Here is a 26,487-nt window from a genome sequence, read left to right on the forward strand (position 1 = left end):
TTGAGCGAGAACCCCCCAGGGTGCGGATGCGCGGTTCAGGACTCCATGGCCCGCCGATCCGTGATCAGGGTCATCTCGGACTCTTCGAGGAAGCGCGCGAGCCCCGGCTCGTCGGTGGGCACGGCGTCGCTGTCGAGGAGGCGTCCGAGCCGGGCCTCCTTGCCGGTGCCGTCGACACCCACCACCTGGGCGGCCTGGGCGTCGATCGGTCCGACCGCTTCGAGGAGGCGGACGACGACATCGTCGCGCTGGAAGATGGTGCTGCTCTCGATGATGCTCGCCGGGTTCTCGGCGGCCTCCTCGTCCTGTTCGGCGAGGAGCCGGGCGAGGGCCATACCGCAGCCCTCCTTGGCCTGGTAGAAGAGGGCGTGGCGGCGGACGTCCTCCGCCCGGTGACGGCCCGCGGTCACGTGGTGGACGGTGGGGAGCGCCGCCCGGGTGAAGAACATCCGGGCGGAGTCCGGGTCGCTGAGGTCCCGGTCCTGCTCCAGATACGGGTTGATCGCCTCCTCGACGGCCCTGATCTCGGGCTGCCGGGCGACATGGCGCAACGCGGCGAGCAGGTCGCCCTCGACCTCGACGGCCCGCACGACGCGGTTGCCGTGCATGAAAAGGGAGGTGCGGCGCAGCCGGGTACCCGCGTCGACCCGGGCGTTGGGGGACTCGTAGTCGGCCAGGATCTTCGCCACGATCTCCTCGGTGCCGGGCCGCACGGTGAAGGTGAGCGCGTGCCGCACCACCCCGTCGCCCAGGCGCGGGGAGGCCTGGAGGCGGCCCTTGGCCGACTCCGGCGCCATCTCGAAGGCCTTGCCGGTCTCCCGCAGGACGCTGAAGCGCAGCGAACGGGTGTCGCGTACGCAGTTGTGCAGCGGCTGGACGGTCGCGACGTGCTCCTCGCTGTTCACCCACGCGAGGAAGGGCGGCGCGCTGTCCCACTCGCTGGTGATCAGCCACTGGGAGGGGTTCTCGATGGACTGGCAGAGCTGGTCGCTGAGGTGGCCGGGGACGGACGCCACCTGGTTGCGCATGTGCTCGTAGGCCTCCAGGAACTGCTTCTGGGCCCCGTCGTAGAGGTCCAGGAGGAGGACGACGCGGAGCCGGGAACCGTCGAAGGCCGACTGGGAGATCCGTTCCGAGAGGGTGGTGGTCATCTTTCGAACTCCTTCGAGACGGTCCGGCGGGCGGGTCTGCTGGCCTGCCGTCGGCCGTCGGTTGGCGAGTGGTTTCGGAGCGGGGTCTCTCCCGGCGAACGTGCGTGGTCCGCGTCAGGGCCGCGGGCATCGTCTCCGTGACCGATCGTGAAACGCTGGTCCGGGTGGCGCGAGATTTATGAACCGTTCAGGTGAGCAGCCGTCCGAACCGCTCTCACCAGGGCATTGAACAATGCATCCGAACGGCGTCCGAGCAGGAGCAGCTGATGAACGAGAACGTCGACATGCGCGTACCGGTCCTCATTGTGGGCGGCTCTCTGGTGGGCCTGTCCGCGTCCGTCTTCCTCGGCCGGCTCGGGATCGAACACCTGCTGGTCGAGAAACACCGGGCCACCTCGACCCACCCGCGCGGCCGTGGCAACAACGTCCGCACGATGGAGGTGTTCCGCACGGCGGGCGCCGAGGAGGGCATCCGCCGGGCGGCCACCGTCCTCGCCGACAACCACGGCATCCTGCAGGCCGGTTCGCTGACCGGGGACGACCAGGAGTGGCTGTTCAAGGAGATCGACCCGGGCGGGGGGATCGGCCGCTTCAGCCCGACCGGCTGGTGCCTGTGCAGCCAGAACGACCTGGAGCCGGTGCTGCTGGAGCAGGCCCGGAAGCAGGGCGGCGATCTTCGGTTCTCGACCGAGATGCAGAGCTTCGACCAGGACCCCTCGGGGGTGCACGCGGCGCTGAAGAACCGGGAGACCGGCGAGCACATCAGTGTGCGCGCGGACTACCTCATCGCGGCAGACGGGCCGCGCAGCCCCATCCGCGACCAGCTGCGGATCGGCCGGACGGGCCCCGGGGACCTCTTCCACAACGTCAGCATCACCTTCCGCTCGCTGCGGCTCGCCGATGTGCTGGGAGACCGTCGCTTCATCGTCTGCTACCTGACCAACCCCGAGGCGGACGGCGCCCTGTTGCCGGTCGACAACAAGCGGGACTGGGTGTTCCACGCGCCGTGGAAGCCCGAACTCGGGGAGACGCTGGAGGACTTCACCGACGAGCGGTGCGCCCGGCACATCCGTACGGCGGTGGGCGCGCCGCACCTGGACATCGAGATCACCGGCAAGGCCCCGTGGCACGCCGCCGAGCGGGTCGCCGAGCGGTACGCCTCCGGGCGGGTCTTCCTCGCCGGTGACTCGGCGCACGAGATGTCCCCCACCGGGGCGTTCGGCTCCAATACCGGCATCCAGGACGCGCACAACCTGGCCTGGAAGCTGGCGGCCGTACTGAAGGGCGAGGCGGGTCCGGGGCTGCTGGACAGCTACGAGGCGGAACGGCTTCCAGTGGCACGGGCGACGAGCGCGCGGGCGTCGGCGCGCTCCAGCGAGCACAGCCACCCGGGGTACGCGGCGGCGCCCGGGGTGGGCGGCGGGCGGCAGGGCGGCATGCTGAGCGTGGCGCTGGGCTACCGCTACCCCCAGGGCGCGGTGCTCGGTACCGACCCCGGGGAGCCGGTGGTGCCGCAGGGCGTGCGGTTGAACGGTGAACCGGGTAGTCGCGCACCGCATCTGTGGGTCCGTCAGGGCGGCGAGCGCAAGTCCACACTCGATCTGTACGAGCAGACGCTGGTACTGCTCACGGACGGTGAGGACGAGGTGTGGCGTCCGGCGGCGGAGCGGGTCGCCGCCCGGCTCTCGGTCCGGCTCCCGGCGTACGGCATCGGACCCGGCTCCGATCTGGAGCCGGAGAACGGCGTCGACTGGGCCGAGGCACACGGGGCGACGAACCGGGGAGCCGTGCTGGTGCGCCCCGACGCCTTCGTGGCCTGGCGGTCGGCGGGGCCGGTGGCGGATGCCGAGCAGACCCTGTACGAGGTCCTGGCCTCTCTGCTGTGCCGCACCTGACCCGCCGCCGCTGCCCGCCGCCCTTCAGGCCAGGCCGAACTCCCTCAGCGCCGCGAGGAACGCGTCGGGGCGGTCGGCGTGGACGAGGTGGCCGGTGTCAATGGTTCTGAACCGGCCGCCGGGTATCCGCCCCGCCAGCCAGACCAGCCGCTCCTGGTCGACGTGGCTGGTGGGGCCACCGCCGATGACGAGGGTCGGGGCGGTGATCTCCCCGAGGCGGTCCCGCGCCTCGGGGTCCGGCGCGTTCAGCTGGGCGTCGGTGGACGGCACCACGGGCCAGTCGTAGTCCAGCTCCCCGTCGGGCCGTACGGCGGGGCCTCGCGGCGGGTCGAGCGGGAACGGCGGCGGCGCCTCCTCCAGGACGAGCCGCCCGATCAGCCCCGGCTCCCGCTCCGCGAGCAGATAGGCGGCGGCGCCCCCCATGGAGTGCCCGACGACGGTGGCCCCGGCCAGGTTGCGGGCCTCCAGGAAGGCGTGCAGATCGTCACGGAACAGTTCGAGGGAATAGCGTCCGGGCCAGTCGCTGAGTCCGTGGCCGCGGAAGTCGAAGGCGTACACCCGGTACTCGGCCGCGAGGTCCTCGGCGATCCGGGTCCAGGTGCGGCTGTCGCCGCACCTGCCGTGGGCGAGGACGACGGGCGGCGCCGACGGCTCCCCCCACACCCGGTAGGCGAGCCGCGTGCCCCCGGCGTGCACGCTGTGGACGCCGGGGTCGAGAAAGGCCTCCACCGTACGGACGAAGGCGCCCGGGTCGTCCAGCCAGGGGAAGTGCGCGGCGCCGCGCTGGACGACGAACTCGGCGTCGGGGAAGAGCGCGACCAGTTCGGCGGCGCGGTCCGGGGTGGGCCCGCCGTCGTACTCCCCCGCCAGGACGAGGACGGGTGCGGTGACCGCCCCCAGCGCGGCCCTGGTGGCGGGCGGGTCGAAGGCCCCGTCCGCGTAGAAGTGGGCGGCGGCTGCGGAGTTGGTCAGTCCGGGCCCGGCGGCAGCGTGGGCGCGGGCGGTCTCGTCCCAGCGTCCGTAGGCGAACGGGACGACGGCCTCCCGGACCGCGGCCGGGGCGCCGCCCGCCAGGAAGTCGTCCAGGGCGGCCCGCGCCCGCGGGTACCAGGGCTCGTCGCGCCGCAGGTCACTCGCCTCGTACCAGTCCTGTTCGGTGACCTCGATGCCCACCGCCACGGTGCCGGGGGTGACGAGCGTCAGTGTGCGCAGCCGCTGCGGGTGGCGGGCGGCGTAGAGCGCGGCGAGATTGCCCGCGGCGGAGTGGGCGAGCAGGTCGACACGCTCCTGGCCGAGGTGTTCGCGCAGCGCCTCGACATCGTCGACGAGCCGGTCGCAGCGGTACGTCGACAGGTCGTCCGGCACCGCGCAGTACCCGGAGCCGCGCAGGTCCGGCACCACGAGCCGGCGGCGGGCGGCGAGCCCGCCGAGGTCCCCCAGGTACTCGCCCGCCCGCATCGGCCCGCCCGGCAGGCAGATCAGCGCTGCGCCCTCGCCCTTGCCCAGGAGTCGGTAGGAGAGTCGGGCCCCGTCGTATGCGTGGAAGATCGGCATACCCGCCATCCAAACAGGGCCGGCTGGGCCGTGCGGCCCTGTTCGGTATGAGCGAAGTACCGATCGCGATCAGCGGTGCCGCGCCTCTTGCCATGCGCTGGATCAGACTGAATTACTACTCCCGAAAGATCGACCGAATGATCGGTCGTTGCTCGGAGGAGGGAGATCCCGATGGCGTCCCTGCTGGACGACGCGGAACGACTGGGCCGCGACGAGCTGGAAGCGCTCCAGCTGGAGCGGCTGCGGGCCACGCTGCACCACGCGTACGAGAACGTCGGCCACTACCGCGCCGCCTTCGACCGCGCCGGGCTGCGCCCCGAGGACTGCCGCGACCTCGCCGATCTCGCCCGCTTCCCCTTCACGACCAAGGCGGACCTGCGGGACAACTACCCCTTCGGCATGTTCGCCGTCCCCGAAGAGCGGGTGCGGCGCATCCACGCCTCCAGCGGGACCACGGGCCGCCCGACCGTCGTCGGGTACACCCAGCGGGATCTGGACACCTGGGCCGATGTGGTCGCCCGCTCCATCCGGGCCGCTGGCGGACGCCCCGGCCAGAAGGTTCATGTGGCGTACGGATACGGGCTGTTCACCGGCGGCCTCGGCGCTCACTACGGGGCGGAGCGGCTCGGCTGCACGGTCATCCCGGCCTCCGGGGGCATGACCGCCCGGCAGGTCCAGCTGATCCAGGACTTCCGCCCCGAGATCATCATGGTGACCCCGTCGTACATGCTGACGCTGCTGGACGAGTTCGAGCGGCAGGGCGTCGATCCCCGGGCCACCTCGCTCAAGACCGGGATCTTCGGCGCCGAGCCGTGGACGCAGGAGATGCGGCGGGAGATCGAGGAGCGGTTCGCGATCGACGCGGTCGACATCTACGGTCTCTCCGAGGTGATGGGGCCCGGGGTGGCGCAGGAGTGCGTCGAGACCAAGGACGGGCTGCACATCTGGGAGGACCACTTCTACCCCGAGGTGGTCGATCCGCTCACCGGCGAGGTGCTTCCCGAGGGGGAGGAGGGCGAACTGGTCTTCACCTCGCTCACCAAGGAGGCGATGCCGGTGATCCGTTACCGCACCCGGGACCTGACCCGGCTGCTGCCGGGCACCGCCCGGGTGTTCCGGCGGATGGAGAAGGTGACCGGACGCAGCGACGATCTGGTGATCCTGCGCGGGGTGAACCTCTTCCCGACGCAGATCGAGGAGATCGTGCTGCGCACCCCGGGGGTGTCGCCGCACTTCCAGCTGCGGCTGACCCGCGAGGGCCGTCTGGACGTGCTGACGGTGCGCGCGGAGGCGCGGGCCGGGGCCTCCCCGGAGCAGCGGACGGCCGCCGCGGCATCGATCATGGCGGCCGTCAAGGACGGGATCGGGGTGTCGGTCGGGGTCGAGATCGTCGGTCCGGAGACGCTGGAGCGGTCGGTCGGCAAGTTCCGCCGGATCGTGGACGAGCGCGGTCCGCGGTAGCGCGCGGCGGGAGGGCGGGGCCTGCCGGCGTCCCGGCGTCTCACGGACGGTCAGACGAGGCCGCCTCCGTACGCCGCCAGCGCGGCCTGTCCCAGCCCGGACAGGCGGCGGAGGTGTTCCTGGCCGGTCCGGCCGTCCGCCGGCACGGCCATGGCCTCGCCCTCCGGGGAACCCGGGCCCCGGCGCGTGCGGGTCAGCCGCCCTGACCGGCGCTGCCCATCGGGCCGACCCTCACCCGGGAGCCGGAGCCGTCCGTGACGGGCAGGGTGGGCTCGCCCGGCCAGGCGAGGGTGACCGGCTTCGTCTCGTTCGGCGGGGTCACGACCAGGCCGGTGATCCGGACGCCGGAGCCGCCCGGCTCGTCGAACGGGTAGGTGATGCCGAAGTACACCGACTTCCCGTCCTTGAGCGTCATCGCGGTGGTCTTCTCCCCCGTGCGCTTCGCGGAGACCGTCCCCGCGCTGGTCTTGAGGTCGACACCCGCGTACGCGGAGAGCACGCAGTCCCGGCCGCCGCTGTTCTTCAGCCCGACCGCGACAGTGCCCTCGGCGTCGCCGCCGACGGTGCCGTCCACCGCCGTGATCTCCAGCTCGCCGGTGCGGCACGTGCCGCGTCCGCCGTTCTCCTTGCCGAAGACGGTTCGGGCCGCCGTGCCCTCCCCGGCCGCGCCCCGACCGTCCGGGACCTGCCCGTCGCCCTGGTCCGAACCCCCTGATCCCCGACCACCGGCAAAGGAGTACGCGGCGGACGACGGCCCGGTCCGCCCCGTGCCGTTCTCGTCGTTCTGGCAGGCCGTGAGCGAGAACGCCGCGGCGGCGGCCAGGGCGGCGAAGGTGAGCTGGTGAACGCGCATCGTCATTCCTCGAAGCCGTGGGGGCTGCTCGTCGGAGTCGGTACCGACAAGCGATTCTGACCGCCAGGGGCCGCCGAGACCTGCGGGGCGTTCCGCCCGGCCGTGCGTTCCTGCCTCCCTTTCACACGTACGGCCGGGCACCGTGCGGCCCGGCGGCGAGAACGCCCTGCCCTCGCCGCTCCTCCCGCTCGCCGCACCAGGGCGGGACGGTGGTCCCGCGTGCGTGCCGTGTCCGTTCCCCGGCAGCCGCCTACGGGGACAGACCCGCGACCGGCCGGTCCTTGGCCACGGCCGGTGCGCCCGCTGCCGCCGCGTCGGCCGCCTTCACGACTGACCCTGGGCGAACCGGTCGCGGAGTTCGCGCTTGAGGATCTTCCCGCTGGCGTTGCGGGGCAGTGCGTCCACGAAACGGATCCGCTTCGGGGCCTTGAAGCGGGCGAGCCGTTCGCGGGCGTGGGCGATGAGTTCGTCCGCCGTCGCCTCGCCTCTCAGCACGACGACGGCGGTGACAGCCTCGATCCAGCGCTCGTCGGGGAGGCCGACGACAGCGGCCTCGGCGACGGCCGGGTGGGTGTAGAGGGCGTCCTCGACTTCCCGGGAGGCGACCAGGACACCGCCGGAGTTGATGACGTCCTTCACCCGGTCGACGACGGTGAAGTACCCCTCGGCATCGCGTACCGCGAGGTCGCCGGAGTGGAACCAGCCGTCGCGGAAGGCCGCCGCGGTCTCCTCGGGCTTGTCCCAGTAGCCCTCACACAGCTGGGGCGAGCGGTAGACCACTTCACCGGGTGTGCCGTCGGGCACCTCCTGGCCGTCCTCGCCGACGACCCGGGCCTCGACGAAGAGGACGGGACGTCCGCAGGAGTCCATCCGGCCCTCGTGCTCGTCCGGTCCGAGGACGGTGGCGAGCGGACCGATCTCGCTCTGTCCGAAGCAGTTGTAGAAGGCGAGCGCGGGCAGCCGTTCGCGGAGCCGCTCCAGAACCGGTACCGGCATGATCGACGCGCCGTAGTACGCCTTGCGCAGTCCGCCGAGCTCGCGGGTGGCGAAACCGGGGTGCTGGGAGATGCCGATCCAGACCGTCGGCGGGGCGAAGACGCTGTCCGCCTCCCCGGTCTCGACCAGTCCGAGGATCCGGTCCGCGTCGGGTGCGTCCAGGACGGTGTTCCGCGCCCCGACCGCGAGATACGGCATCAGGAAGACGTGCATCTGCGCGGAGTGGTAGAGCGGCAGTGCGTGCACGGGCCGGTCGGTGGCCTTCAGGTCGAGGGCGGTGACCGCGCTGACGTACTCGTGGACGAGGGCGCCGTGCGTCATCATCGCGCCCTTGGGCAGCGCGGTGGTGCCCGAGGTGTAGAGCAGCTGCGCGAGGTCGCCCGCGGCCGGTTCGCGTTCCGGGGTGAAGGGGCGCGGGACGGCGGTGGCCGCCAGGAGGGAGTCCGGGGCGTCGCGCAGCGGGCGGACCGGGAACGCGCCGGGAACGCGGCCGGTGAGGTCCGGGTCGGTGAGGACCAGCGCGCTCCCGGACTGTTCGAGGATGTACACGAGGTCGGCGCCGGTGAGGTTCTGGTTGACCGGTACGTGCACCAGACCGGCGCGGGCGCAGCCGAGGTAGCCGATCAGGTAGGCGTCGGAGTTGTGCGCGTAGCAGGCGACCCGGTCGCCGGGGCGCAGCCCGTGCTCCTCGGTGAGGACGGCGGCGGCGGTGCTGACGGCCGTATCGAGTTCGGCGTAGCTCCATGACCGCTCGGCGTACCGCAGTGCGGTCCGTCCGGGGGTGCGCCGGGCGCTGCGCGCCAGGACTCCGTCGACTGTGCTGCTCCGTACACCTGTCATGGCGTGATCCTGTGCGGCCAGAACCCGCTGGTCAAGGGTTCGGCGGTCAGGGGCTGATCGCGAGGAAGACGAAGGCGGCGAAGACCGACAGGTGGACGCCGCCCTGGAGCAGGGTGGCCCGTCCCGGTACGACGGTCAGCGCGCCGACCATCACGGTGAGGGCGAGCAGCACCATGTGGGTGGCGCCGAGGCCGAGGTGGAGCGGGCCGTCCAGCCAGATCGAGGCAAGGGCGATGGCCGGGATGGTCAGGCCGATGCTGGCCATCGCCGAGCCGAGGGCGAGGTTGAGGCTGGTCTGTACGCGTTCGCGGCGGGCCGCCCGTACCGCGGCCAGGGTCTCCGGCAGCAGGACCAGCAGGGCGATGATGACACCGACCACCGCCTGTGGCAGGCCCGCCGCCTCCACCCCGGACTCGATGGTCGGGGAGACGGACTTGGCGTCACCGACGACCGCGACGAGCGCGATCAGCAGCATCACCAGGCTGAGGGCGGTGGCGCCCCGGCCGGGCAGCGGCGCGTGGTGCTCGTCCGGTTTCAGCGCGCCCTCCGGGGTGAGGGGCAGGAAGTAGTCGCGGTGCCGGACCGTCTGGACGGCGACGAACAGTCCGTACAGGAGGAGCGAGGCGACGGCGGCGAAGACCAGTTGGGCCGGGGAGAACTCGGGGCCGGGTTTGCCGATGGTGAAGGTCGGCAGGACCAGGCTCAGTGTGGCCAGGGTGGCGACGGTGGCGAGGGCCGCCCCGGAGCCTTCGGCGTTGAAGACGGCGACGCGGGAGCGGACGGCTCCCACCAGCAGGGACAGTCCGACGATCCCGTTGCAGGTGATCATCACGGCGGCGAAGACGGTGTCGCGGGCCAGTGCGGACGTCTTGGGGCCGCCGTCCACCATCAGGGTGACGATGAGGGCCACTTCGATCACGGTGACGGCGACGGCCAGGACGAGCGAGCCGAACGGTTCCCCGACCCGGTGGGCGATGACCTCGGCGTGGTGCACGGCGGCCAGGATGGCACCGGCCAGGCAGAGCGCGACCACGACGACGGCGGGTGTGGGCAGTTCCCGGCCCCAGCTGAACACCAGGGCGAGCGCGGCGACGACCGGCACGGCCACCGTCCACTGGGTGGCCAGTGTCCGGACCGTCGTGCGCGCGTTCATGGATCTCACCCTGCCAGAGCGCCGCCGGGGCCGCCGCCGGGCGGCGGCCGTCCGGCTCACACGGCGCGGGAGCGTCCTTCCCAGTACGGGTCGCGCAGCCGCCGCTTGTAGAGCTTGCCGTTGGGGTCGCGGGGCATGGTGTCGATGAAGTCGACCGTGCGGGGCCGTTTGTATCCGGCGAGCCGCTGTTCGCAGTGGCGCAGGATCGCCTCGGCGAGGTCCGGGCCCGCCTGGTGTCCCTCGGCCGGTTCGACGACGGCCTTGACCTCCTCGCCCCAGTCGGGGTGCGGGATGCCGAAGACCGCGACGTCGGCGACGGCCCGGTGGCCGAGGAGGACGCCCTCGATCTCGGCGGGGTAGATGTTGACCCCGCCGGAGATGATCATGTCGATCTTGCGGTCGCGGAGGAAGAGGTAGCCGTCCTCGTCAAGGATGCCGAGGTCACCGACGGTGAAGAAGTCGCCGATGCGGTTCTTCCGGGTCTTGGTCTCGTCCTTGTGGTAGCTGAAGCCGCCGGTGTTCATCTTCAGGTAGACGGTGCCGAGTTCGCCGGGCGGCAGCCGGTTGCCGTCGTCGTCGAAGACGGCGAGTTCGCTGATCGGCCAGGCCCGGCCGACCGTGCCCGGCTTCTTCAGCCAGTCGTCGGCGGTGGCGAAGGCGCCGCCGCCCTCGCTGGCCGCGTAGTACTCCTCGACGCACTTTCCCCACCAGTCGATCATGGCGCGCTTGACGTGGTCGGGGCAGGGCGCGGCACCGTGGATGGCGTGCCGCATCGCCGTGACGTCGTAGCGCCGTTTCACCTCGTCGGGCAGGGCGAGGAGGCGGTGGAACTGGGTGGGGACCATGTGCGTGTGGGTGCAGCGGTGGGTGTCGATGAGCCGCAGCATCTCCTCGGGGGCCCACCGGTCCATCAGCACCAGGGGGTGGCCGATGTGCAGGGACGCGCCCGCGAACTGGAGCACGGCCGTGTGGTAGAGCGGCGAGCAGACCAGGTGGACATGGCCGTCGAAGGGTTTGATCCCGAAGATGCCGAGGAAACCGCCGAGGTGGCTCTCCTCGGGGAGGCGGCCGGACAGCGGGCGGCGGATGCCGCGCGGACGGCCGGTGGTGCCCGAGGTGTAGTTCATGACCCAGCCCAGGGTGCGGCCGTCCGGCGCGTCCTCGGGCTGCCCTTCGAGCAGTTCGCCGTACGGGCGGAAGCCGTCGACGGCGCCCACGGCGTAGCGGTGGCTCGCGGGCAGTTTCGCCTCCTCGGCGGCCTCGCGCGCGGCCTGCGCGAACCGTTCGTGGGCGATGAGCACCTTGGCGCCGGAGTCGGCGACGATCCAGGCGATCTCGGGGCCGACGAAGTGGTGGTTGACGGGGACGAGGTAGAGACCGGCCTGGGAGGCGGCGAGGTAGGCGGTGAAGAACTCGACGCCGTTGGGCAGCACGACGGCGAACGCGTCGCCGCGTTCGAGTCCGGCCGCGCGTAATCCGTGGACCATGCGGTTGGCGGCGGCGTGCAGCCGTCCGGCCGTCCAGGCCTCGCCGTCGGGGGCGATCAGTACCGTACGGCCGGGGTCGGCGGTGGCCTGGGCCCAGAAGCCGTTGGGGGGCGGTGTCATCAGGCGCTCCGTCCGGCGATGCGGTTGATCCGGTCCACGGCGCGTTCGAAGCCGCGGGTCAGGTCGTCGAAGACCTCCCGCACGCTGCGTTCGCTGTTCATCCGGCCGACGATCTGGCCGACCGGGGTGCCGAGCAGGGCCCCGGTCTCGTACTTCTGGATGCGTGAGACGGCCTCGGCGACCAGCAGTCCCTGAAGCGGCATGGGCAGCGGCCCGGGTCCGGCCTGGTCGTCCCAGGCATCGGTCCATTCGGTACGGAGCTGGCGGGCGGGTTTGCCGGTGAGGGCGCGGGAGCGGACGGTGTCGCCGGAGCCCGCGGCGAGGAGCTTGCGGGTCAGTGCCGGGGAGTGGAGGTCGGCCTCCTCGGTGGTCAGCCAGAGGGAGCCGAGCCAGGCGCCCTGGGCGCCGAGGGCCAGCCCGGCGGCGATCTGCTCCCCGCTGCCGATGCCTCCGGCGGCGAGTACGGGCAGCGGCCCGACGGCGTCGACGACCTCCGGCACCAGGACCATGGAGGCGATCTCGCCGGTGTGGCCGCCCGCTTCGTACCCCTGGGCGACGACGATGTCGATGCCCGCGTCGGCGTGGCGGCGGGCGTGCTTGGCGCTTCCGGCGAGGGCCGCGACGAGCACGCCCCGGTCGTGGGCGCGCTGCACGACGTCGGCGGGCGGCGATCCGAGGGCGTTGGCGAGAAGTCTGATGGGGTAGTCGAAGGCGACGTCGAGCTGGTTGCGGGCGACCTCCTCCATCCAGCCGGTGATCCGCCAGCCGGACACCTCGCCCTCGGGCAGTTCCGGCACGCCGTGCTTGGCGAGGGTGTCCTGGACGAAGCGGCGGTGCCCGTCCGGGATCATCGCCTCGACGTCGGCCTCGGTGACCCCTTCCACCTTCTTCGCCGGCATGACGACGTCGAGCCCGTACGGCTTGCCGTCGGTGTGCTCCTGCATCCAGTCGAGGTCGCGCGCGAGTGCGTCGGGGGCGGTGTAGCGGACCGCGCCGAGGACGCCGAATCCACCGGCCCGGGTGATGGCCGCGGCCACCGCGGGGAACGGCGTGAAGCCGAAGATGGCGTGCTCGACTCCCAGTTTCTTGCTCAGCTCCGTCTCCATGGGCGGCAGGATGCCGCAGCCGGGCAGCCGAGGGAAGAGATTTTCTGATGCTCAGTCAGATTCTTTCTGCCGCATGGGGCCCCCGGGACGGCAGGGGTGACAGTAACCTCTGCCCCGGAAAGAAGTTTCAGTGTCGGGCATAGTTACGAAAGTTACTTTCGTGCAGCGGAAGGGGCTCCGGATGACCGAGGACGCGGCGGCGGACAGAGGGATCAGCCGACGGAGGCTGGGCGGTGGGATGCTGGCCCTGGGCGGGGCACTCGCCCTGGCGCCGGTCCCGTTCGCGGAGCAGGCGTCGGCCATGGAGTCGAAGACGGGGTCGCCGGGAATGCGCGCAGCGGAATCGGGGGGCACCGCGCCGGGACAGCACCACCCGACGCTGCGGCGCGGACCCGCCTCCCGCGCCGGGCTGCTCCAGGAGCCTCTGGACCAGCTGGTCGCCGACGCCGAGACGTTCCTCGCCGACTCCCCCAAGCACCCCTGGTACGCGGGGGCGGTACTGCTCGCCGGGCGCGGCGGCACGGTCGCCCTGCACCAGCCGATCGGCATGGCCGTGCGCTACGCCGCGTACGACGAGAAGACCGACACCGGGGTGGAGTTCCCGCCCGGCCAGCAGATCCCGATGGCCGAGGACACCGTCTTCGACCTGGCCTCGGTGTCGAAGCTGTTCACCTCGATCCTGGCCGTGCAGCAGATCGAGCGCGGAAAGCTGGAGCTGGAGGCGAAGGTCGCCTCGTACCTCCCCGATTTCGCGGGCGGCGGCAAGCAGGACATCACGATCCGTCAGCTGCTGACCCACACCTCGGGCTTCCGCTCCTGGATCCCGCTGTACAAGGAGCCGACCCGGGAGGGAAAGCTGCGCCTGCTGTGGAACGAGGTGCCGGCCAGCCCTCCCGGCACGGTGTACCTCTACTCCGACCTCAATCTGATCTCGCTCCAGCTGGTCCTGGAGAAGATCACCGGCCGCGCCCAGGACGTCCTGCTCCGTGAGGAGATCACCGGTCCGCTCGGGATGCACCGCACCCGCTACAACCCGCCGGGCTCCTGGAAGCCGAAGATCGCCGCGACCGAGGACGCCCGGCAGCCCTGGTCCGGGCTGGACCGCGGACTGGTCTGGGGCGAGGTGCACGACGAGAACGCCTACAGCCTCGACGGGGTGGCGGGCCACGCCGGAGTCTTCTCCTGCGCCTGGGACCTGGCGATCCTCGCCCGTACGCTGCTCAACGGCGGGGTGTACGGGCGCTCCCGCATCCTGTCGGCCGACTCGGTCGGCCTGCTCTTCACCGACTTCAACACCGCCTTCCCCGGCGACGCGCACGGCCTCGGCTTCGAGCTCTACCAGCACTGGTACATGGGTGCGATGGCCACTCCGCGTACCGCGGGCCACACCGGCTTCACCGGGACCAGTCTCGTACTGGACCCGACGACCGACTCCTTCCTGATCGTCCTCGGCAACTCGGTGCACCCGGTACGCAGCTGGCGCTCCGGCAGCGCGCCGCGTGTCGCCACCGCCAACCGGATGGCCCGCGCCGTCGCGGTCCGCCCGGCGCACGGGCGCGCGGCCTGGTTCTCCGGCATGGCGAGCGCCGCGAACGCCACGCTCACCCTGCCCGCGCTGCGGCTCGCCTCCTCGCGCGCCCGGCTGCGCTCGGCTCTGTGGTGGGACACCGAGCCCGGCTCCGACATCCTCTTCCTGGAGGCGTCGGCGGACACCGGGGCGACCTGGCGGCCTGTACCGTTCACCACCGCACCGGCCGCCGGACGGCCCCGCCAGGAGCCGGAGCCCCACCCCGCGGGCTCGCTCTCCGGCTGGTCCGGCCGGGTGTGGCACGCCCTGGAGGCGGACCTCTCCGCCTGGCGCGGCACGGAGGTGCGTCTGCGCTGGCGGTACACGACCGACCAGCTGTACGTCGGCCGCGGGGTGTACGTGGACACGGTGCGCGTCGAGGACGGCGGCCGGACGATCTTCGACGACAGCCGCTCCCGCGACGCGTCCCGGGTGGAGGCCCAGGGCTGGACGGCCTCCGCCGACTAGGAGTCTGTCGTCCGGATCAGCCCGGGGCGCTCCCGGGGAAAGACGCTGGTGACCTGAGCCGAGATGCGTCCGCGGTGGGCGGCGAGGCTCCGGCTCGGGTCACCGGATGTGCGTGGGGCCCGCATCACCGGTACGCGCCCCCTCGGCCTGTGCCGCCACCTCCATGACGGGCCGTCCCGAAACAACCAGAAGGCGACGGCCGCCCGGCAGCCGTTCCCCCTCCGCCTCCTCGGTACACGGCCATGAGGCCCCGGTGTCCTAGGGTCTTTCGTTTGGATCAGGCTGGATCAGGGAGCGGGGGCTGGTGCGTGCAGCTGCAAGGCGGAGGAAGGAGCCGACGCGGAGCGTCGGTGACTGACGACAACGCGGCAGATGTGCGTGCCAGCCCCCGCGAGCCCGGCATGATCCAAACGAGAGGCCCTAGCTCAGACATCAGCCGCAAGGTAGCGGGTGATCACACGCTGGCCACCGTGGCGGCCTTCTCGTCGTGCTCGCGCAGCATCCGCATGACGGTGGCGGGTGAGGGGTGCTGGCCCTTCTTCGTGCCGGTGGTGATGACGAGCCGCTTGGCGATGTCGCGCAGGCTCATCTCCTGGTCACGCAGGTACAGGGCCATGGACAGCATGTCCTCGTCGGTGACACCCGCGCCGCCGATGGTCTTGCCGCGCTTGCGGGCGGATTCGTGGCCTTCAAGGGTGCGGTCGCGGATGTACTCGCGCTCCATCCCGGACATGGCCGCCAACACGGTGAACACGATCCCGGAGGGGTCGTGCGAGCCCTTCAGCTCCCCGGTCAGGAATTCCAGCCCGACGTCGCTGGCCTTCAGCTCTTCGGCGAGCATGGCGAGTTCGATGCCACGGCCGAGCCGCTTGTGCTCGTGGACGACGAGGGTCACGGCGACGCCGGAGGAACGGATCTCCCCGGCGAGCTTCACGACGGCCTCCAGCTCGGGGCGCCGGGTGGCGCGGGTGGAGATCTTCTCTGAGAAGACGCGGGTCACCCCCGCCTCGGCGAGGGAGTCGAGCTGCGCGTCGAGGGACTGCCGGGCGGTCGAGGCCCGTGCGTAGCCGAGGCGGACGTGCCCGACTGGTTCGGCGCCGGCACTCACCGGCCGGGGCAGCTCGGTCCACACCGACCCCGGCTTGCGCACGGCCGGGGTCGGCACGCCGAGCGTCTTGGCGAGTTGGGGCACAAGGCGGAAGCGGGCGGTGTGGTACTGGATGGCCACTTTGCCCTTGCCGGTTCGGCACGGGGAGCCCGCGGGGGCGGCGCAGACGGACATCGGGCAGTCGTTCGATTCCACGCGCTTGAAGTCGTCGCTCACGCCCCGGAGCGTTTCATGGGGGTGTTTCAGACGTCAGCCATTTGCAACAACTCATGAAACATGATCACCGCAGGTGGACCATCGGACGGTCGGCTGTTTCATGAGCGAAAACCTATGAAACGCACTTGTTCGCTCCGGGGCAGGAGCCAGGAGTGACGCCGATGCCGCTGGCCGACTCCTGCCACGCCTCCGTGCGGTGCCGTGAGGGGCGACTCGGTGTCATGGCCGTCCGACTCCCGGCGGCCGTGACACGACTGCATCGGTGTGACGGGCGCACGCCCCGAAGGTATTCGTCAGGCACCGCCCCAGACCGGGGCATCCGTTCCCCATAGACCCGGCGGACGTGCCCAGTTCACCGGGCCCCCTTCGTACGACACCGGCGGCAGCGCGTGCCGCAGTCGGCCCATGGGACTGTCGGTCTCGGTCAGCCAGTGTTCGGCGTCGAAGCCCTCGTCCTCGCCCGGAGCGGGTGCCAGGTCGTGGACCAGCCAGTGCGCGGTCTGCGTCAGCGCGAGGCGGACCAGCCGGGTGCCGCCCGTGCGGTGCTGCTCGGTGAGCGCTCGCAGGACACCGGCCGCGAGCAGATAGCCGGTGCCGTGGTCGAGCGCCTGAGCGGGCAGAGTACCGGGCGAGTCCGGCGAGCCCTCCAGCTCGGCGATGCCGGTGGCCACCTGGACCAGGCTGTCAAAGCCGCGCCGCCCGCGCCACGGCCCGTAACGGCCCCACGCGGAGAGCTGGGCGATCACGAGCCCTGGGCGGTATTCGGCGAGCGCCTCGGGCGTCAATTCGAACCGTTCCAGCGCGCCCGGCCGGTAACCGGTGACTACCACGTCTGCCGCATCGAGCAGTTCCTCGAAGAGCCTACGGTCGGTGGCCTCCCCCAGGTTTAGGGTGGTCGAGCGTTTCCCCATCCCTGTGTCGTTGTGAGCCTCCTGGCTTTCCGGCAGTTGTGGAGCGTCGATCCGCAGCACGTCAGCTCCGAGCAACGCAAGCGTTCTGGTGGCGACCGGTCCGGCCAGCACTCGGGTCAGATCCAGAACGCGCAGCCCCGCGCACGGTAGTGCGGCACCTCCGAGCATCCGATCCGGGGCATCATCGATGCGCGCCGTCGTCAGCAGCGGCTGCCCCGCAACCATGACCCCCTGCTCGCTCTTGGCCCAGTCCTCGGGGCTGCGTGCCGCGACGGCCAAACCGCCCGCCGCGTACACGGTCTCCTCCACTTCCAGCGCAGTAAGCCCCGCGATCGCCTGGGCCACCGCGTCCACCGCCTCCTCGACGACGCCTCCCGGCACCCCGAGAGCGGCGAGCAATCGGGCCTGGTGGTGCGGGTAGTTGGCGTGCGTACGAACCCATCCGTCGGTCGCCCGCCAGAACCGGGACAGCGGCGAGAAGGTCGACCACCCTTGTCCGTCGACCCGCACCAACCGGTCGCTGAGGAACGCCGCCGCGACCGCCTCGTCATCGACCCGCACACGGGGCACGGGGCGCCCCGTGCGTACGGAAGTGAGCTCGGCGGCCGCGAGCGAGCACACCGCGACGGTGGCCCGCGCCAGCTCCATGACGGGCAGCCGTGCCGGCAGCCCTCCGGACGGACCGCCGTAGGACACCCGGTCGAGCAGCGAAGAATCGGCACCCAGTGCCGCCCAAGCCTGGGAGGCCCCCGAGATGATTGGAGAATTCATGGCCCTACTGTGGCACTGAGTGCCACCTATGGGAAGGGTTGCGTCATGGCCCCAGGTCCTCGCCGACGCACTGCTGAGAGTCGGCCAGAGAAGCCGCCCGCGCCTGCGGCGCCCGACTCGGCCGTCCGCCGGCGATGATGGAGGAGCAGCGTCATGCCCGCTACCTTCGTGTCTCCGTGCTCGATCGGTCGGCGGCGTCCGCGGGGGTGCGGGGGCGGGGCATCGTGAGCTCCAGGTCGAGGCGCCTGTCCCTATCCAGGCGGAAGGTGCCGTATGGGCTGACGTTGGACCAGAACAGCGCCGTCAGGCCGCGCCGGTCCTCGGCGCTCAGCTTCTTCGCCCATGCCGGTTCGGCCAGGACCTGCTGCACCAGCAGGGTGTTGACGTGCACGAGCGCGGACTGGAGCAGGTGCAGGGCGAGCATCGAGGTCTCGGCGTGCTCCTTGTCCGGGCCGGTCAGGGCGCCGTCCTTGCCGTAGTGGAGCACGGTGTTGGCGCTGTTCCAGTTCTCCACGACCTGGAGCCCACCGTGGATCTCGCGGCGCAGGCCCGGACTGGCCAGGTAGTCGCAGGCGAAGACCGTACGAACAGCGCGGCCGAGTTCCTCGAGCGCGGCGTAGGCGGGGTGCTTGGGGCCGCCGCGGGTGAAGCGCCGCAGCACCTGCTCCGCCTCTGCTGTCCCGAGACGGAGCGCGGTCGCGTACTTCACCATCTGGTCGTACTGCTGCTCGATCAGCTCCCAGCGGATCGGCCGCGTCAGCGAGCCGCCGAGGGCGGGCCAGCCGGGCGGGGCGTCGTCCGGGCGGTACAGGCGGATGCTGCCGATGTTCTTCAGCCTCGGCAGCAGGCGGAAGTTGAGCAGCTCGGTGAAGGCGAACCCGACAATGCTCGCGCCGTGCGTGTCGACGTAGTTCGACTCGATCTCGGCGTCCGTACAGTGCCGCAGCAGGCCCTCGATCATCGCCGCGACCTCGGACGACGAGCAGGACTTGAGCTGGGAGTAGATGCAGACGCTTTTCCGCTCGACATGCCAGTAGATCATCACGCCGTTGCCGCCGTAGCGGGCGTGGTACTCGGTCATGAAGTTCGAGGACCAGGACCCGAACTTCTTCGAGTCCGATGCGCAGGCGTTGCCGCGACCCCACCATGCGGTGTCGCGGGCGGCGAAGGTGGAGTTCACCAGCCGGGTGACGGCGGCCCGGAGGTTGTCGACGGTGATGAAGTGTCGGCGTACGTGCCGCAGCGCAGCTTCGCTCTCGCCGTGCTCGCCGGTGGCCACGATCGCGCGGATGCCCATGTTCGTGCCCAGCGCGAAGAGGGCCAGCAGCAGGCGGCGCTGGAGGACGTCACGCTCGATGCGCTCGTAGGCAGCCACTGAGGCGAACTCGTCGGTGAAGCCGGTGAGGAAATCGGCGTTCTTCAGTACGTCCAGGAGGTCTAGGACGCACCAGCGGCGTGCGACCTCGTCCTTGAGGGCCGCCAGGCCGGTGGGCTCGGCCAGCGGTTCCAGCTTGGGCACGGTGATCCACGGCTCGCCCTTGCGCGTGGTGACCTTCACCCCGCCCGCTGAGCCGTCCGCGAGCGCGGCCGAGAGTCGGTCCAAGCCCGCGGTCATGCGCTTCTTCAGGTCCGCGATGAACGCTCTCGGGTTCAGCGGCCGGCGGATCGCGGCGCAGTGCACGGCGCGGGTGGCCTCGAAGTCGCCGGGCAGGTCGTCCTCCGGGTTGCGCCAACGAGCCGCGCCCTCGATGTAGATCTCGCGGCGGCGGACCGCGTCCCGCAGCGCGACCAGGACACACAGCTCGTACGGGATGCGCTCGACCTTGCCCTTGTCGTCGACGACCGCCTCGCGCCAGTCCTTGCGCACCACGCCGTCCATCGGCACCGCGTCACCGGCGTCGTGGAACCGGGTCTTGCCGTCGACACCGGCGTACTTCTTCAGCAGCTTCATCGCATCCATCACCGGACGGTAGGCGGTGTTGTTGCACTTGAAGCCCAGGGTGTTCAGCAGCGGCGGCAGCATCTGCCGGTGGTACGAGCTGTAGGAGGAGCGGAGTGTGGTGCGGACCCTGGCCTTGAAGACCTTCTCGTTCGCCTTCGCCTCCGCGACCAGCTCGCGGAGCGTCTTCTCCCCGACCACCGGGAACAGGGCCCGGCGTACGACCTCGTCAGGCTTGTCGACGGCGGCCGTCGCCAGTTTGAAGAGGATGCCCTCCTTGCCGCGGACCTTCTTCAACTCGGCCGTCAGCTGCTTCTCCACCCGTCGCTCGGCGCGGGCGTTGATTTTGTGGACCAGGGCGACCAGCAGGTCGACCAGAGCGTCGGTGATCTCCGCCTGCCGGGACGAACACAGCGCCGCGAGCAGGGTGATCCGTACGTTCTCCGCTGTGTCGCGGAAGTCGGAGGGGTACATCTTGATCGCCCGTGCCCGCCAGGCGGCCACCAGCTTCTCCGAGAGTCCGCGAACAGACCTTCGGGCAGCCCGAGCTTGCGCACGTCGTTGAGCTTGGTGATCTCCGTGAGCACGGAGTCCAGGCCGACCGCGCCGGGGTCGCGCTTGAGCGCGGCCAGCAGGGCGGTACCCGACTCGTTGTCCTCGGCCACCAGGGACAGCAGCCGATCCGTGCCCGCCTCGCCCAGGCCGCCGATCGTGCGGGCGCAGAACGTCTTCTCCCACTTGCCCCGCGCCGCGACAAGGATCTTCTCGACCCGGGTCCGGCCCGGTGGTTCGATCTTCCGGGCCCGGCACTCGACCAGCAGGGCCTCGCGCTGCCGGTCCTCCACCAGCTCGACCGGACAGACCTCTACGGCCAGCCACTGGGTCAGCGCCTTCTCGTCCGCGGCCGTCGACGGCCGGAACCCGAGGGCCTCTCGGATCTGCTTCCGGTGGTACTCGGCAGTCCGGCCGACCAACATGTACTTCGCGAAGTCGGTAGCCGGGACTTTCACCAGATCGGCGACGTGCCTCACCGCGGCCGGCGGGACCTCTTCCAGCACATCGGGAAACCCGCCCTCCAGCTCGAAGAACTTCAGCAACAGACGGAAGCCGAGCCGGGTCGCCCCGCTCTTGTTCGCCACCAAGCCCCAGTCGCCGTCTACCAGCGTCCAGTTCGCCAACAGCTCCTCTGGCGACCACTCTTGCCGCACGCCCGCCCCTTTGGCCTCGATCACTCGATCAGACCAACGACGGCGCCCCGGACAGGGAAACGGGACTCGCCTCCATACCCACGACCTACTTTGCGGCCGGAGTCTGAGCTAGGACACCGGGGCCCATGACATCTGTGCGGCCGCCCGGCATCATGAATCCCATGAACCCCACAGACGCAGCGAGCACCGAGTGGATCACCGTCGCGGCCTACGAGAACCTGCCGGGCCGCCTCACGCCGGTGGCGGCCGTCCGCGCTTGACTGCGGGACCGCGGCATCGACTGGATGCCCTTCGCCCCGGACAGGATCCGGTTCGACCTGGCCTGCGGCATCGGCCCCGACGGCCACTGGCACGGCTGGTTCGACGTCCGCGTCCACGCCGACGCACTGCGGCGGCTGGGACTCCACCCCGACCAGCCCACTTCCGGGGTCACCGGCTCCTCCCCGCCCGGCTGGTGGCACGCCGCCGCGGAACGCAACCCTCACCGCCACCTCGGACAGCCGCCGCGGAACTGAGGCCGAGCGCACGGCAGGTCACTTCCCGAGGAACTCCAGCAGGTCGGCGTTGAACTTCTCCTTGTCCCCGGGGACCAGGGCGATGCCGTGCGAACCGCCCTCGTAGACCTTCAGGGTGGCGTCGGGGATGATCTCCGCCGACCTGCGTCCGGTCGCGTCGATCGGCACGATCTGGTCGTCGTCACCGTGGACGACCAGGGCGGGGACGTCGATCTTCTTCAGATCCTCGGTGAAGTCCGTGTTCGAGAAGGCGTCGACGCAGGCGACGCCGCCCTCGATGGCCTGCGCCATGCCCATCAGCCAGAACGCGTCCTTGTTGCCCTGGGTGACCCTGCTGCCCTCACGGTCGGCGGAGAAGAACCCGATCGCCGCGTCCTTCCAGAACTGCGAGCGCTCGGCGAGGATTCCGGCCTTGATCTGATCGAACACCTCCTGCGGCACCCCGTCGGGGTTGCCCGGACCCTTGAGCATGAGCGGAGGGACGGCCGAGAGCAGGACCACGGAGCGGACCCGGCCGGTGCCGTGGCGGCCGATGTAGCGGGAGAGCTCGCCGCCGCCCATCGAGTGCGCGACGAGTGTGACATCACGCAGGTCGAGGCCGGTGATCAGGTCATTGAGGTCATCCGCGAAGGTGTCCCAGTCGTAGCCGTCGAAGACCGGGGTGGAGCGGCCGTGTCCGCGCCGGTCGTGGGCGATGCCGCGGTAGCCCGCGTCGGCGACGGCCTTGAGCTGGTCCTGCCAGGCGTCGCCGTTCAGCGGCCAGCCATGGATGAACACGACCGGGCGCCCGCGGCCCCAGTCCTTGTAGAAGATCTCGACCCCGTCACGCGTGGTGCACACCGGCATGGTGGTGGTGCCCTTCTGTTCGTGTCTGCTGTCCGTGCCTGTCGTTCGTGTCTGTTGTCTGTGCCTGTCGTTCGTGTCTGCTGCTGGTGGCCCAGGGACCTGCCCCTTCGGTGCCACGACAGGAAGTGACCGTGCGCGTACGCATGGCGACGGAACCCATCCTCGCGGCTTCCCGGAGCTTCGCAATCCGGGCTCGGTCCCCGGTCGTCTCTTCCCTGCCCGTACGGTCTGCTCATGACCAGGACAACGCCAGCCCGACCGGTTCCGGTGGAGGCCGTCTTCCCGGAACTGGCCGCCCATCGGGGCCGGACCACACGGCTGCACCCCAGGCCGGGGCGGCCCGGCCCGCGTGACAGCCATGTCGGTGGCCCGATGCTGTGGCCGGACGGCGAGCCCTGGCCGGTCTGCCGCGAGCCGCACCGGCGCGAGACCGAGGGGTACGTGCCGGACGAGATCCGCAGCGCGCGGGCCGCGGGCTCCCGGCCGCCGGTCCGGCCGTGGCCCGGCACCACGACGCCCGGGGAGGAGGGACCGGTTCCTTTCACAGGGCTCGCCCAGCTCTTCCGGCGGGATGTCCCGGGCCTGGCCGCCGGGCCCGACGGGGCGGACATGGCGCAGCTCTTCCGCTGCCCGTTCACGCACGGTCCGCACCTGGAGGTCCGCTACCGTCTGCACTGGCGACGAGCCGCAGAGGCCGAACGCGCGGAGCGTTTCCTCTGCGCCCCGCCCGAGGTGCCCCTGCTGCGGTGGGAGCATGACCTTCCCGAACCGTGCGTCCTGCATCCCGAGGAGGTGGACACCTATCCCTGGGCGGAGGACGACACCCTGCCCGCCTCGTTGATCGCCCGGATCGACGCGTGGGACGACGCCCAGGTGGCGGAGTACGGCCCCGGTGCCCTCAGCTACCAGAGCGACCTGTCGATCCCGCCGGGCTGGCGGGTCGGCGGCTTTCCCAGCTGGGCTTCGACCGGCCCGATGGCCATCGTCTGCACGTCCTGCCCGGCTCCGATGCGGCTGCTGCTGACGGCCGAGGGAAGCGAGATGGACGGCGGCTCGCACAGCTGGGTACCGGCCGAGGACCGCGACTCCGTCCTGAGCGGACGTGACGCGGTCCGGAACGTTGGGACCGTCGCCCGGCCCACCCGCCTCCGCTTCGGCCGGGACCGGGACCTGCACGTCTTCACCTGCCCGGCCGACCCTCGCCACCCGCCCCGGTGGGTCCTCTCGTAGGCCGGGTCCGGCACGCCGCCGCCCTTGGGCGGCCCTTCAGCCGGCCGGGCCCCGCCGAGGAGACGGACGTCGTCACTCCTCGGCGGGGCCCGGCCGGACCATGGGCCGTGCCGCCGCTCCTCACGCGGCCTTGGTCAGGGTGCTCCGGTCCTTGCCGGGCCTGTGCCAGGAGGTGACGGCGGCCCCGTCCGCGGTTCCTTCGCCGTCGTGGCGCGGCCAGAGGAGGAGGGCGGCGACCGCCCCGGCCGCGGCCAGTACCGCGAGGGCGGACCAGGCGAGGGTGAGACCGCTGTTCGTGCCGAGCACGCCCGCCACGGGGTAGGTGATCAGCCAGGCCAGGTGCGACAGGGAGAACTGGGCCGCGAACGCCTCGGGAATCGCGTTCCGTTCGACGGAGGAGCGCAGGACCTTGCCGGTCGGCGTGATGATCAGCGCCATACCGATGCCGATCACGGCCCAGGTGACCGCCGTTCCGGCCCAGGTGGTGAGGCCGGCCGCGATCATCGTCACCGCGGCGGCCGTGCCGCCGACCAGCACACCGGCTCCGGTCGTCATGACGGTGCGGGCCGCGGCCCGTTCGAGTACGCGGGGCAGGACGAGGGCGGCCAGGAGGGTTCCGGTGCCGGAGGCGGCGAGCATCCAGGCGACGTCCTGCTGCGTGCCGCCGAGTTCGTCACGTACGTAGTTGACCGTGCTGACGACGACGATCGAACCGGCCGACGCCACCACGAGGTTGAGCGCCATGATCCCGCGCAGTCGCGGCGTGGTGAGGAAGGTTCTGATGCCGCCCACGGCCTTGTCCCACGCCCTGGTGCGGGCGCTGGGGCGGGCGTCGGGAACGCGTGTCGACAGGACGAGCAGGGCGGAGACGACGAATCCGGCGGAGGTTCCGAGGAACAGCCGGTCGAAGGTCATGAAGGTCAGGGCGACGGCCGCCAGTACCGGGCTGAGCAGGCTCTCCATGGTGGAGGCGACCTGGGAGGCGGACAGGGCCCGCGTGTAGGCGGCCTCGTCGGGGACGATGTCGGGGATGACGGCCTGGAACGTCGGGGTGAAGGCCGCGGAGGCGGCCTGGAGCAGGCCGATCAGGAGGTAGATGTGCCAGACCTCGCTGACCAGGGGCAGCGCCAGGACCACGGCGCCGCGGATCACGTCGAGGACGACCAGGAGCATGCGTCTGGGGAGCCGGTCGATGTACGCGGCGGCCAGTGGGGCGATGACCACGTACATGATCATCTTGATGGTCAGGGCGGTGCCCAGGACCATTCCGGCGCGCGGCCCGGCGAGGTCGTAGGCGAGCAGCCCGAGGGCCACGGTGGTCAGCCCGGTACCGAACAGGGCGATGACCTGGGCTCCGAACAAATGGCGGTAGTCGCGTACGGCGAACAAGCGCATGACAGGTTCCTTCCGTGTCCATGCGGCGGGGCACGGCCCCGGGGCGGGGGGCGTGCCCCGCGATTACAGGCGGGGTTGTCGCTACGCACCGGCGTCACTCCCCGGTGTGAGTCCGGCGAGAAGGTTGAAGGCGCCGGTGAGGATGTTGAGCGCGACCACGCCGACGACGTCGGCCATCACACGGTCGCTGTATCCGTGGGCGCGCAGCGTGGCGATCTGTTCGTCGGTGATCGACGCCGGCTCGCGGTAGACCTGGAGGGCGAGCGTGATGATCGCCGCGATCGCGGGATCGGCCGAGGTGCCCGCGTGGGCCCGCTCGATCTCCTCCTCGTCCACTCCCAGGGCGCGGGCCGCGCTGACGTGCGCGTCGAGGCACAGGCGGCAGCCCTGCAGGGCCTGGACGGCGATCGAGATCCGTTCACTGATCCGGCGGTCGAGTCTGGCTCGTCCCATGGCCCGGCTGAGCTGGAGGTAGCCGCCGAGCACGGCCGGCGAGTGGGCCATCGTGGCGACCATGTCACCGATCCGGCCGTGGCGGGACACCAGATCGGCAAGGAGGTCGCGCGAGGCGCCGACCGCCGTGTCGGGCGTGAGCCGGGTGAGGCGGGGCATGTTTCCTCCTCCGGTGCGGGGGGCGTTCCCGCGGTCAGTGGTGGGCATGGCCGCTGTGTGCGGACGGTGCCGGGGCCGGGCGGGGCGCCGTCCCGGTCGTAGGCACGGTGAACTCGGCCGTCCGGACGACGCCCTCGTGCTGGAAGTCCAGGTACAGGCGGTAGGTGCCAGCCGACGGCGCGACCGCCATGAAGGCGATCCCGGGCCCCGGTGCGGTGACGCCGTCACCGGGCGCGCCGTCCGGGTGCACGTGGAGGTAGCCGAGGTCACCGACCCGCAGCGCCACCAGGTGCCCGTACGCGGCCAGATAGGGCTGCAGGTCGGTGACGGGACGGCCGTTCCGGCTGATGGTGAGGGTCAGTTCACTCGCCTCGCCGGGCAGGAGGGCTCCGTCGAGGGTGACGGTGTACGCGTCGATCCGCGCGATCCGGCTGGCGCCGGGCAGCGGTCTCGGGTCGTAGGGTCCGGCGACCGCGGCGTCTATGCCCAGGGTCATGGCGCCGTCGTGGCCCGCCGGGTGGATGTCGGCGAAGAACCTCCAGTCCCCCGCCTCCAGGGTGAGTTCGGTGCTCCAGGTGCCCTTCTCGTCCCGCACCGGGTGCACGTGCTGGAACCCGGACGTGTCGCGCCGGACGGCGATGAAGTGCAGTTCCTTCTCGTGCTCGGGGAGGAACTCGGTCACCGGGTGCCCGTCGGGTCCGATCACCCGGAAGCTGACCGGCCGCACACCGGCGGTGAAGAGCGTGGAGTCGAGTTCGAGGGTGTAGCCGTTCTCGGAGACCGACAGCCCACCGGGCCGGGCTCCGCCGTGACCGCCGTGACCGCCATGGCCGCCATGACCCTCGTGGTTCTCGTGGCCGCCGTGGTTGGCCTGGTTGTGGCTGGTGTGCTCATTCATGACAACTCCCTGGTGTGTTGCGCCCTTCGGCGTTTCCCGCTTTCTGACGCCCACCATAGCCCACATACCCCCAGGGGGTATACAGAGAAGGGGGAATTCTTGAATGCCTTCTTCGCTGGAGCTCCCAGCGGTGCCCCTCAGCCGGTCTCGGGCATCCGCTCGGCCTCGGCCGCATGGGCGTCCCGGC

19 protein-coding genes and 1 pseudogene are annotated in these 26,487 nt (G+C 71.2%); 5 read left to right on the forward strand and 15 right to left on the reverse strand.

The window, feature by feature from the left end:
* Nucleotides 1-35: 35 nt before the first annotated feature.
* Nucleotides 36-1,151 carry a SchA/CurD-like domain-containing protein gene (locus ACFVWY_RS04740; protein WP_389867315.1) on the reverse strand — a complete coding sequence of 372 codons (1,116 nt, stop codon included), beginning with the start codon at nt 1,149-1,151 and terminating at the stop codon, nt 36-38.
* A 266-nt stretch (nt 1,152-1,417) separates the two neighbouring features.
* Between ACFVWY_RS04740 and ACFVWY_RS04745 the strand changes: the two genes are divergently transcribed.
* Nucleotides 1,418-3,046, forward strand: coding sequence for an FAD-dependent oxidoreductase (locus ACFVWY_RS04745; protein WP_389867317.1), 1,629 nt, complete (start codon nt 1,418-1,420; stop codon nt 3,044-3,046).
* Nucleotides 3,047-3,070: 24 nt separating this feature from the next.
* Here ACFVWY_RS04745 and ACFVWY_RS04750 read toward each other — a convergent pair whose 3' ends face one another.
* Entirely contained in the window at nt 3,071-4,600 is a 1,530-nt protein-coding gene (locus tag ACFVWY_RS04750; RefSeq protein ID WP_389867319.1) for an alpha/beta fold hydrolase, read from the reverse strand.
* 171 nt (nt 4,601-4,771) lie between these two features.
* Here ACFVWY_RS04750 and paaK point away from each other — a divergent pair, with 171 nt between their 5' ends.
* On the forward strand, nt 4,772-6,061 hold the full coding sequence (gene paaK / locus ACFVWY_RS04755; RefSeq protein WP_389867320.1) for a phenylacetate--CoA ligase PaaK: 1,290 nt from the start codon (nt 4,772-4,774) through the stop codon (nt 6,059-6,061).
* 193 nt (nt 6,062-6,254) lie between these two features.
* Here paaK and ACFVWY_RS04760 read toward each other — a convergent pair whose 3' ends face one another.
* The 5 genes from ACFVWY_RS04760 to ACFVWY_RS04780 form a co-directional block, all read right to left on the reverse strand.
* The gene (locus ACFVWY_RS04760; RefSeq protein WP_389867321.1) at nt 6,255-6,914 is read right to left on the reverse strand and encodes a DUF4232 domain-containing protein; all 660 of its coding nucleotides are present in this window, start codon (nt 6,912-6,914) and stop codon (nt 6,255-6,257) included.
* Between the two features lie 324 nt (nt 6,915-7,238).
* Complete coding sequence (locus ACFVWY_RS04765) at nt 7,239-8,750, reverse strand: acyl-CoA synthetase (protein WP_389867323.1); 1,512 nt, start codon at nt 8,748-8,750, stop codon at nt 7,239-7,241.
* Between the two features lie 46 nt (nt 8,751-8,796).
* Complete coding sequence (locus tag ACFVWY_RS04770) at nt 8,797-9,903, reverse strand: calcium:proton antiporter (protein WP_389867325.1); 1,107 nt, start codon at nt 9,901-9,903, stop codon at nt 8,797-8,799.
* A 56-nt stretch (nt 9,904-9,959) separates the two neighbouring features.
* Complete coding sequence (locus ACFVWY_RS04775) at nt 9,960-11,510, reverse strand: acyl-CoA synthetase (protein WP_389867326.1); 1,551 nt, start codon at nt 11,508-11,510, stop codon at nt 9,960-9,962.
* Entirely contained in the window at nt 11,510-12,616 is a 1,107-nt protein-coding gene (locus ACFVWY_RS04780) for an NAD(P)H-dependent flavin oxidoreductase (RefSeq protein ID WP_389867328.1), read from the reverse strand. Before ACFVWY_RS04780 ends, ACFVWY_RS04775 begins: the two co-directional genes overlap by 1 nt.
* A 181-nt stretch (nt 12,617-12,797) precedes the next feature.
* On the opposite strand from ACFVWY_RS04780, the gene ACFVWY_RS04785 reads away from it, so the two are divergent.
* Nucleotides 12,798-14,651, forward strand: a complete 1,854-nt coding sequence (locus tag ACFVWY_RS04785) for a serine hydrolase (RefSeq protein ID WP_389867330.1) — start codon at nt 12,798-12,800, stop codon at nt 14,649-14,651.
* Nucleotides 14,652-15,105: 454 nt separating this feature from the next.
* On the opposite strand, the gene ACFVWY_RS04790 is transcribed toward ACFVWY_RS04785, so the two are convergent.
* From ACFVWY_RS04790 to ACFVWY_RS04805, 4 genes and pseudogenes are all read right to left on the reverse strand, one after another.
* Entirely contained in the window at nt 15,106-15,975 is an 870-nt protein-coding gene (locus tag ACFVWY_RS04790; protein WP_389867332.1) for a recombinase family protein, read from the reverse strand.
* Between the two features lie 293 nt (nt 15,976-16,268).
* A complete protein-coding gene (locus ACFVWY_RS04795) occupies nt 16,269-17,657 on the reverse strand; it encodes a CoA transferase (protein ID WP_389867333.1) in 1,389 nt (462 codons plus the stop codon).
* Between the two features lie 160 nt (nt 17,658-17,817).
* Nucleotides 17,818-20,100: a Tn3 family transposase gene (locus ACFVWY_RS04800; protein WP_389867335.1), complete on the reverse strand. Its 2,283-nt coding sequence runs from the start codon at nt 20,098-20,100 to the stop codon at nt 17,818-17,820.
* Between the two features lie 305 nt (nt 20,101-20,405).
* Nucleotides 20,406-20,828 (reverse strand): annotated as a pseudogene (locus ACFVWY_RS04805) (DUF4158 domain-containing protein); the annotation flags it as partial.
* Between the two features lie 260 nt (nt 20,829-21,088).
* On the opposite strand from ACFVWY_RS04805, the gene ACFVWY_RS04810 reads away from it, so the two are divergent.
* Complete coding sequence (locus tag ACFVWY_RS04810; RefSeq protein ID WP_389867337.1) at nt 21,089-21,319, forward strand: hypothetical protein; 231 nt, start codon at nt 21,089-21,091, stop codon at nt 21,317-21,319.
* A gap of 18 nt (nt 21,320-21,337) precedes the next feature.
* Here ACFVWY_RS04810 and ACFVWY_RS04815 read toward each other — a convergent pair whose 3' ends face one another.
* On the reverse strand, nt 21,338-22,165 hold the full coding sequence (locus ACFVWY_RS04815; protein WP_389867339.1) for an alpha/beta fold hydrolase: 828 nt from the start codon (nt 22,163-22,165) through the stop codon (nt 21,338-21,340).
* A gap of 234 nt (nt 22,166-22,399) precedes the next feature.
* On the opposite strand from ACFVWY_RS04815, the gene ACFVWY_RS04820 reads away from it, so the two are divergent.
* Nucleotides 22,400-23,395, forward strand: a complete 996-nt coding sequence (locus ACFVWY_RS04820; protein WP_389867341.1) for a hypothetical protein — start codon at nt 22,400-22,402, stop codon at nt 23,393-23,395.
* Between the two features lie 120 nt (nt 23,396-23,515).
* Here the strand turns inward: ACFVWY_RS04820 and ACFVWY_RS04825 are convergent, their stop codons facing one another.
* The 3 genes from ACFVWY_RS04825 to ACFVWY_RS04835 form a co-directional block, all read right to left on the reverse strand.
* Nucleotides 23,516-24,790, reverse strand: a complete 1,275-nt coding sequence (locus tag ACFVWY_RS04825; protein ID WP_389867343.1) for an MFS transporter — start codon at nt 24,788-24,790, stop codon at nt 23,516-23,518.
* An 81-nt stretch (nt 24,791-24,871) separates the two neighbouring features.
* The gene (locus tag ACFVWY_RS04830; protein WP_389867345.1) at nt 24,872-25,402 is read right to left on the reverse strand and encodes a carboxymuconolactone decarboxylase family protein; all 531 of its coding nucleotides are present in this window, start codon (nt 25,400-25,402) and stop codon (nt 24,872-24,874) included.
* 34 nt (nt 25,403-25,436) lie between these two features.
* Nucleotides 25,437-26,300, reverse strand: a complete 864-nt coding sequence (locus ACFVWY_RS04835) for a hypothetical protein (protein ID WP_389867347.1) — start codon at nt 26,298-26,300, stop codon at nt 25,437-25,439.
* Nucleotides 26,301-26,487: the final 187 nt, after the last annotated feature.

The sequence above is a fragment of the Streptomyces sp. NPDC058195 genome (assembly GCF_042883525.1).
Classification (GTDB): Bacteria; Actinomycetota; Actinomycetes; order Streptomycetales; family Streptomycetaceae; genus Streptomyces.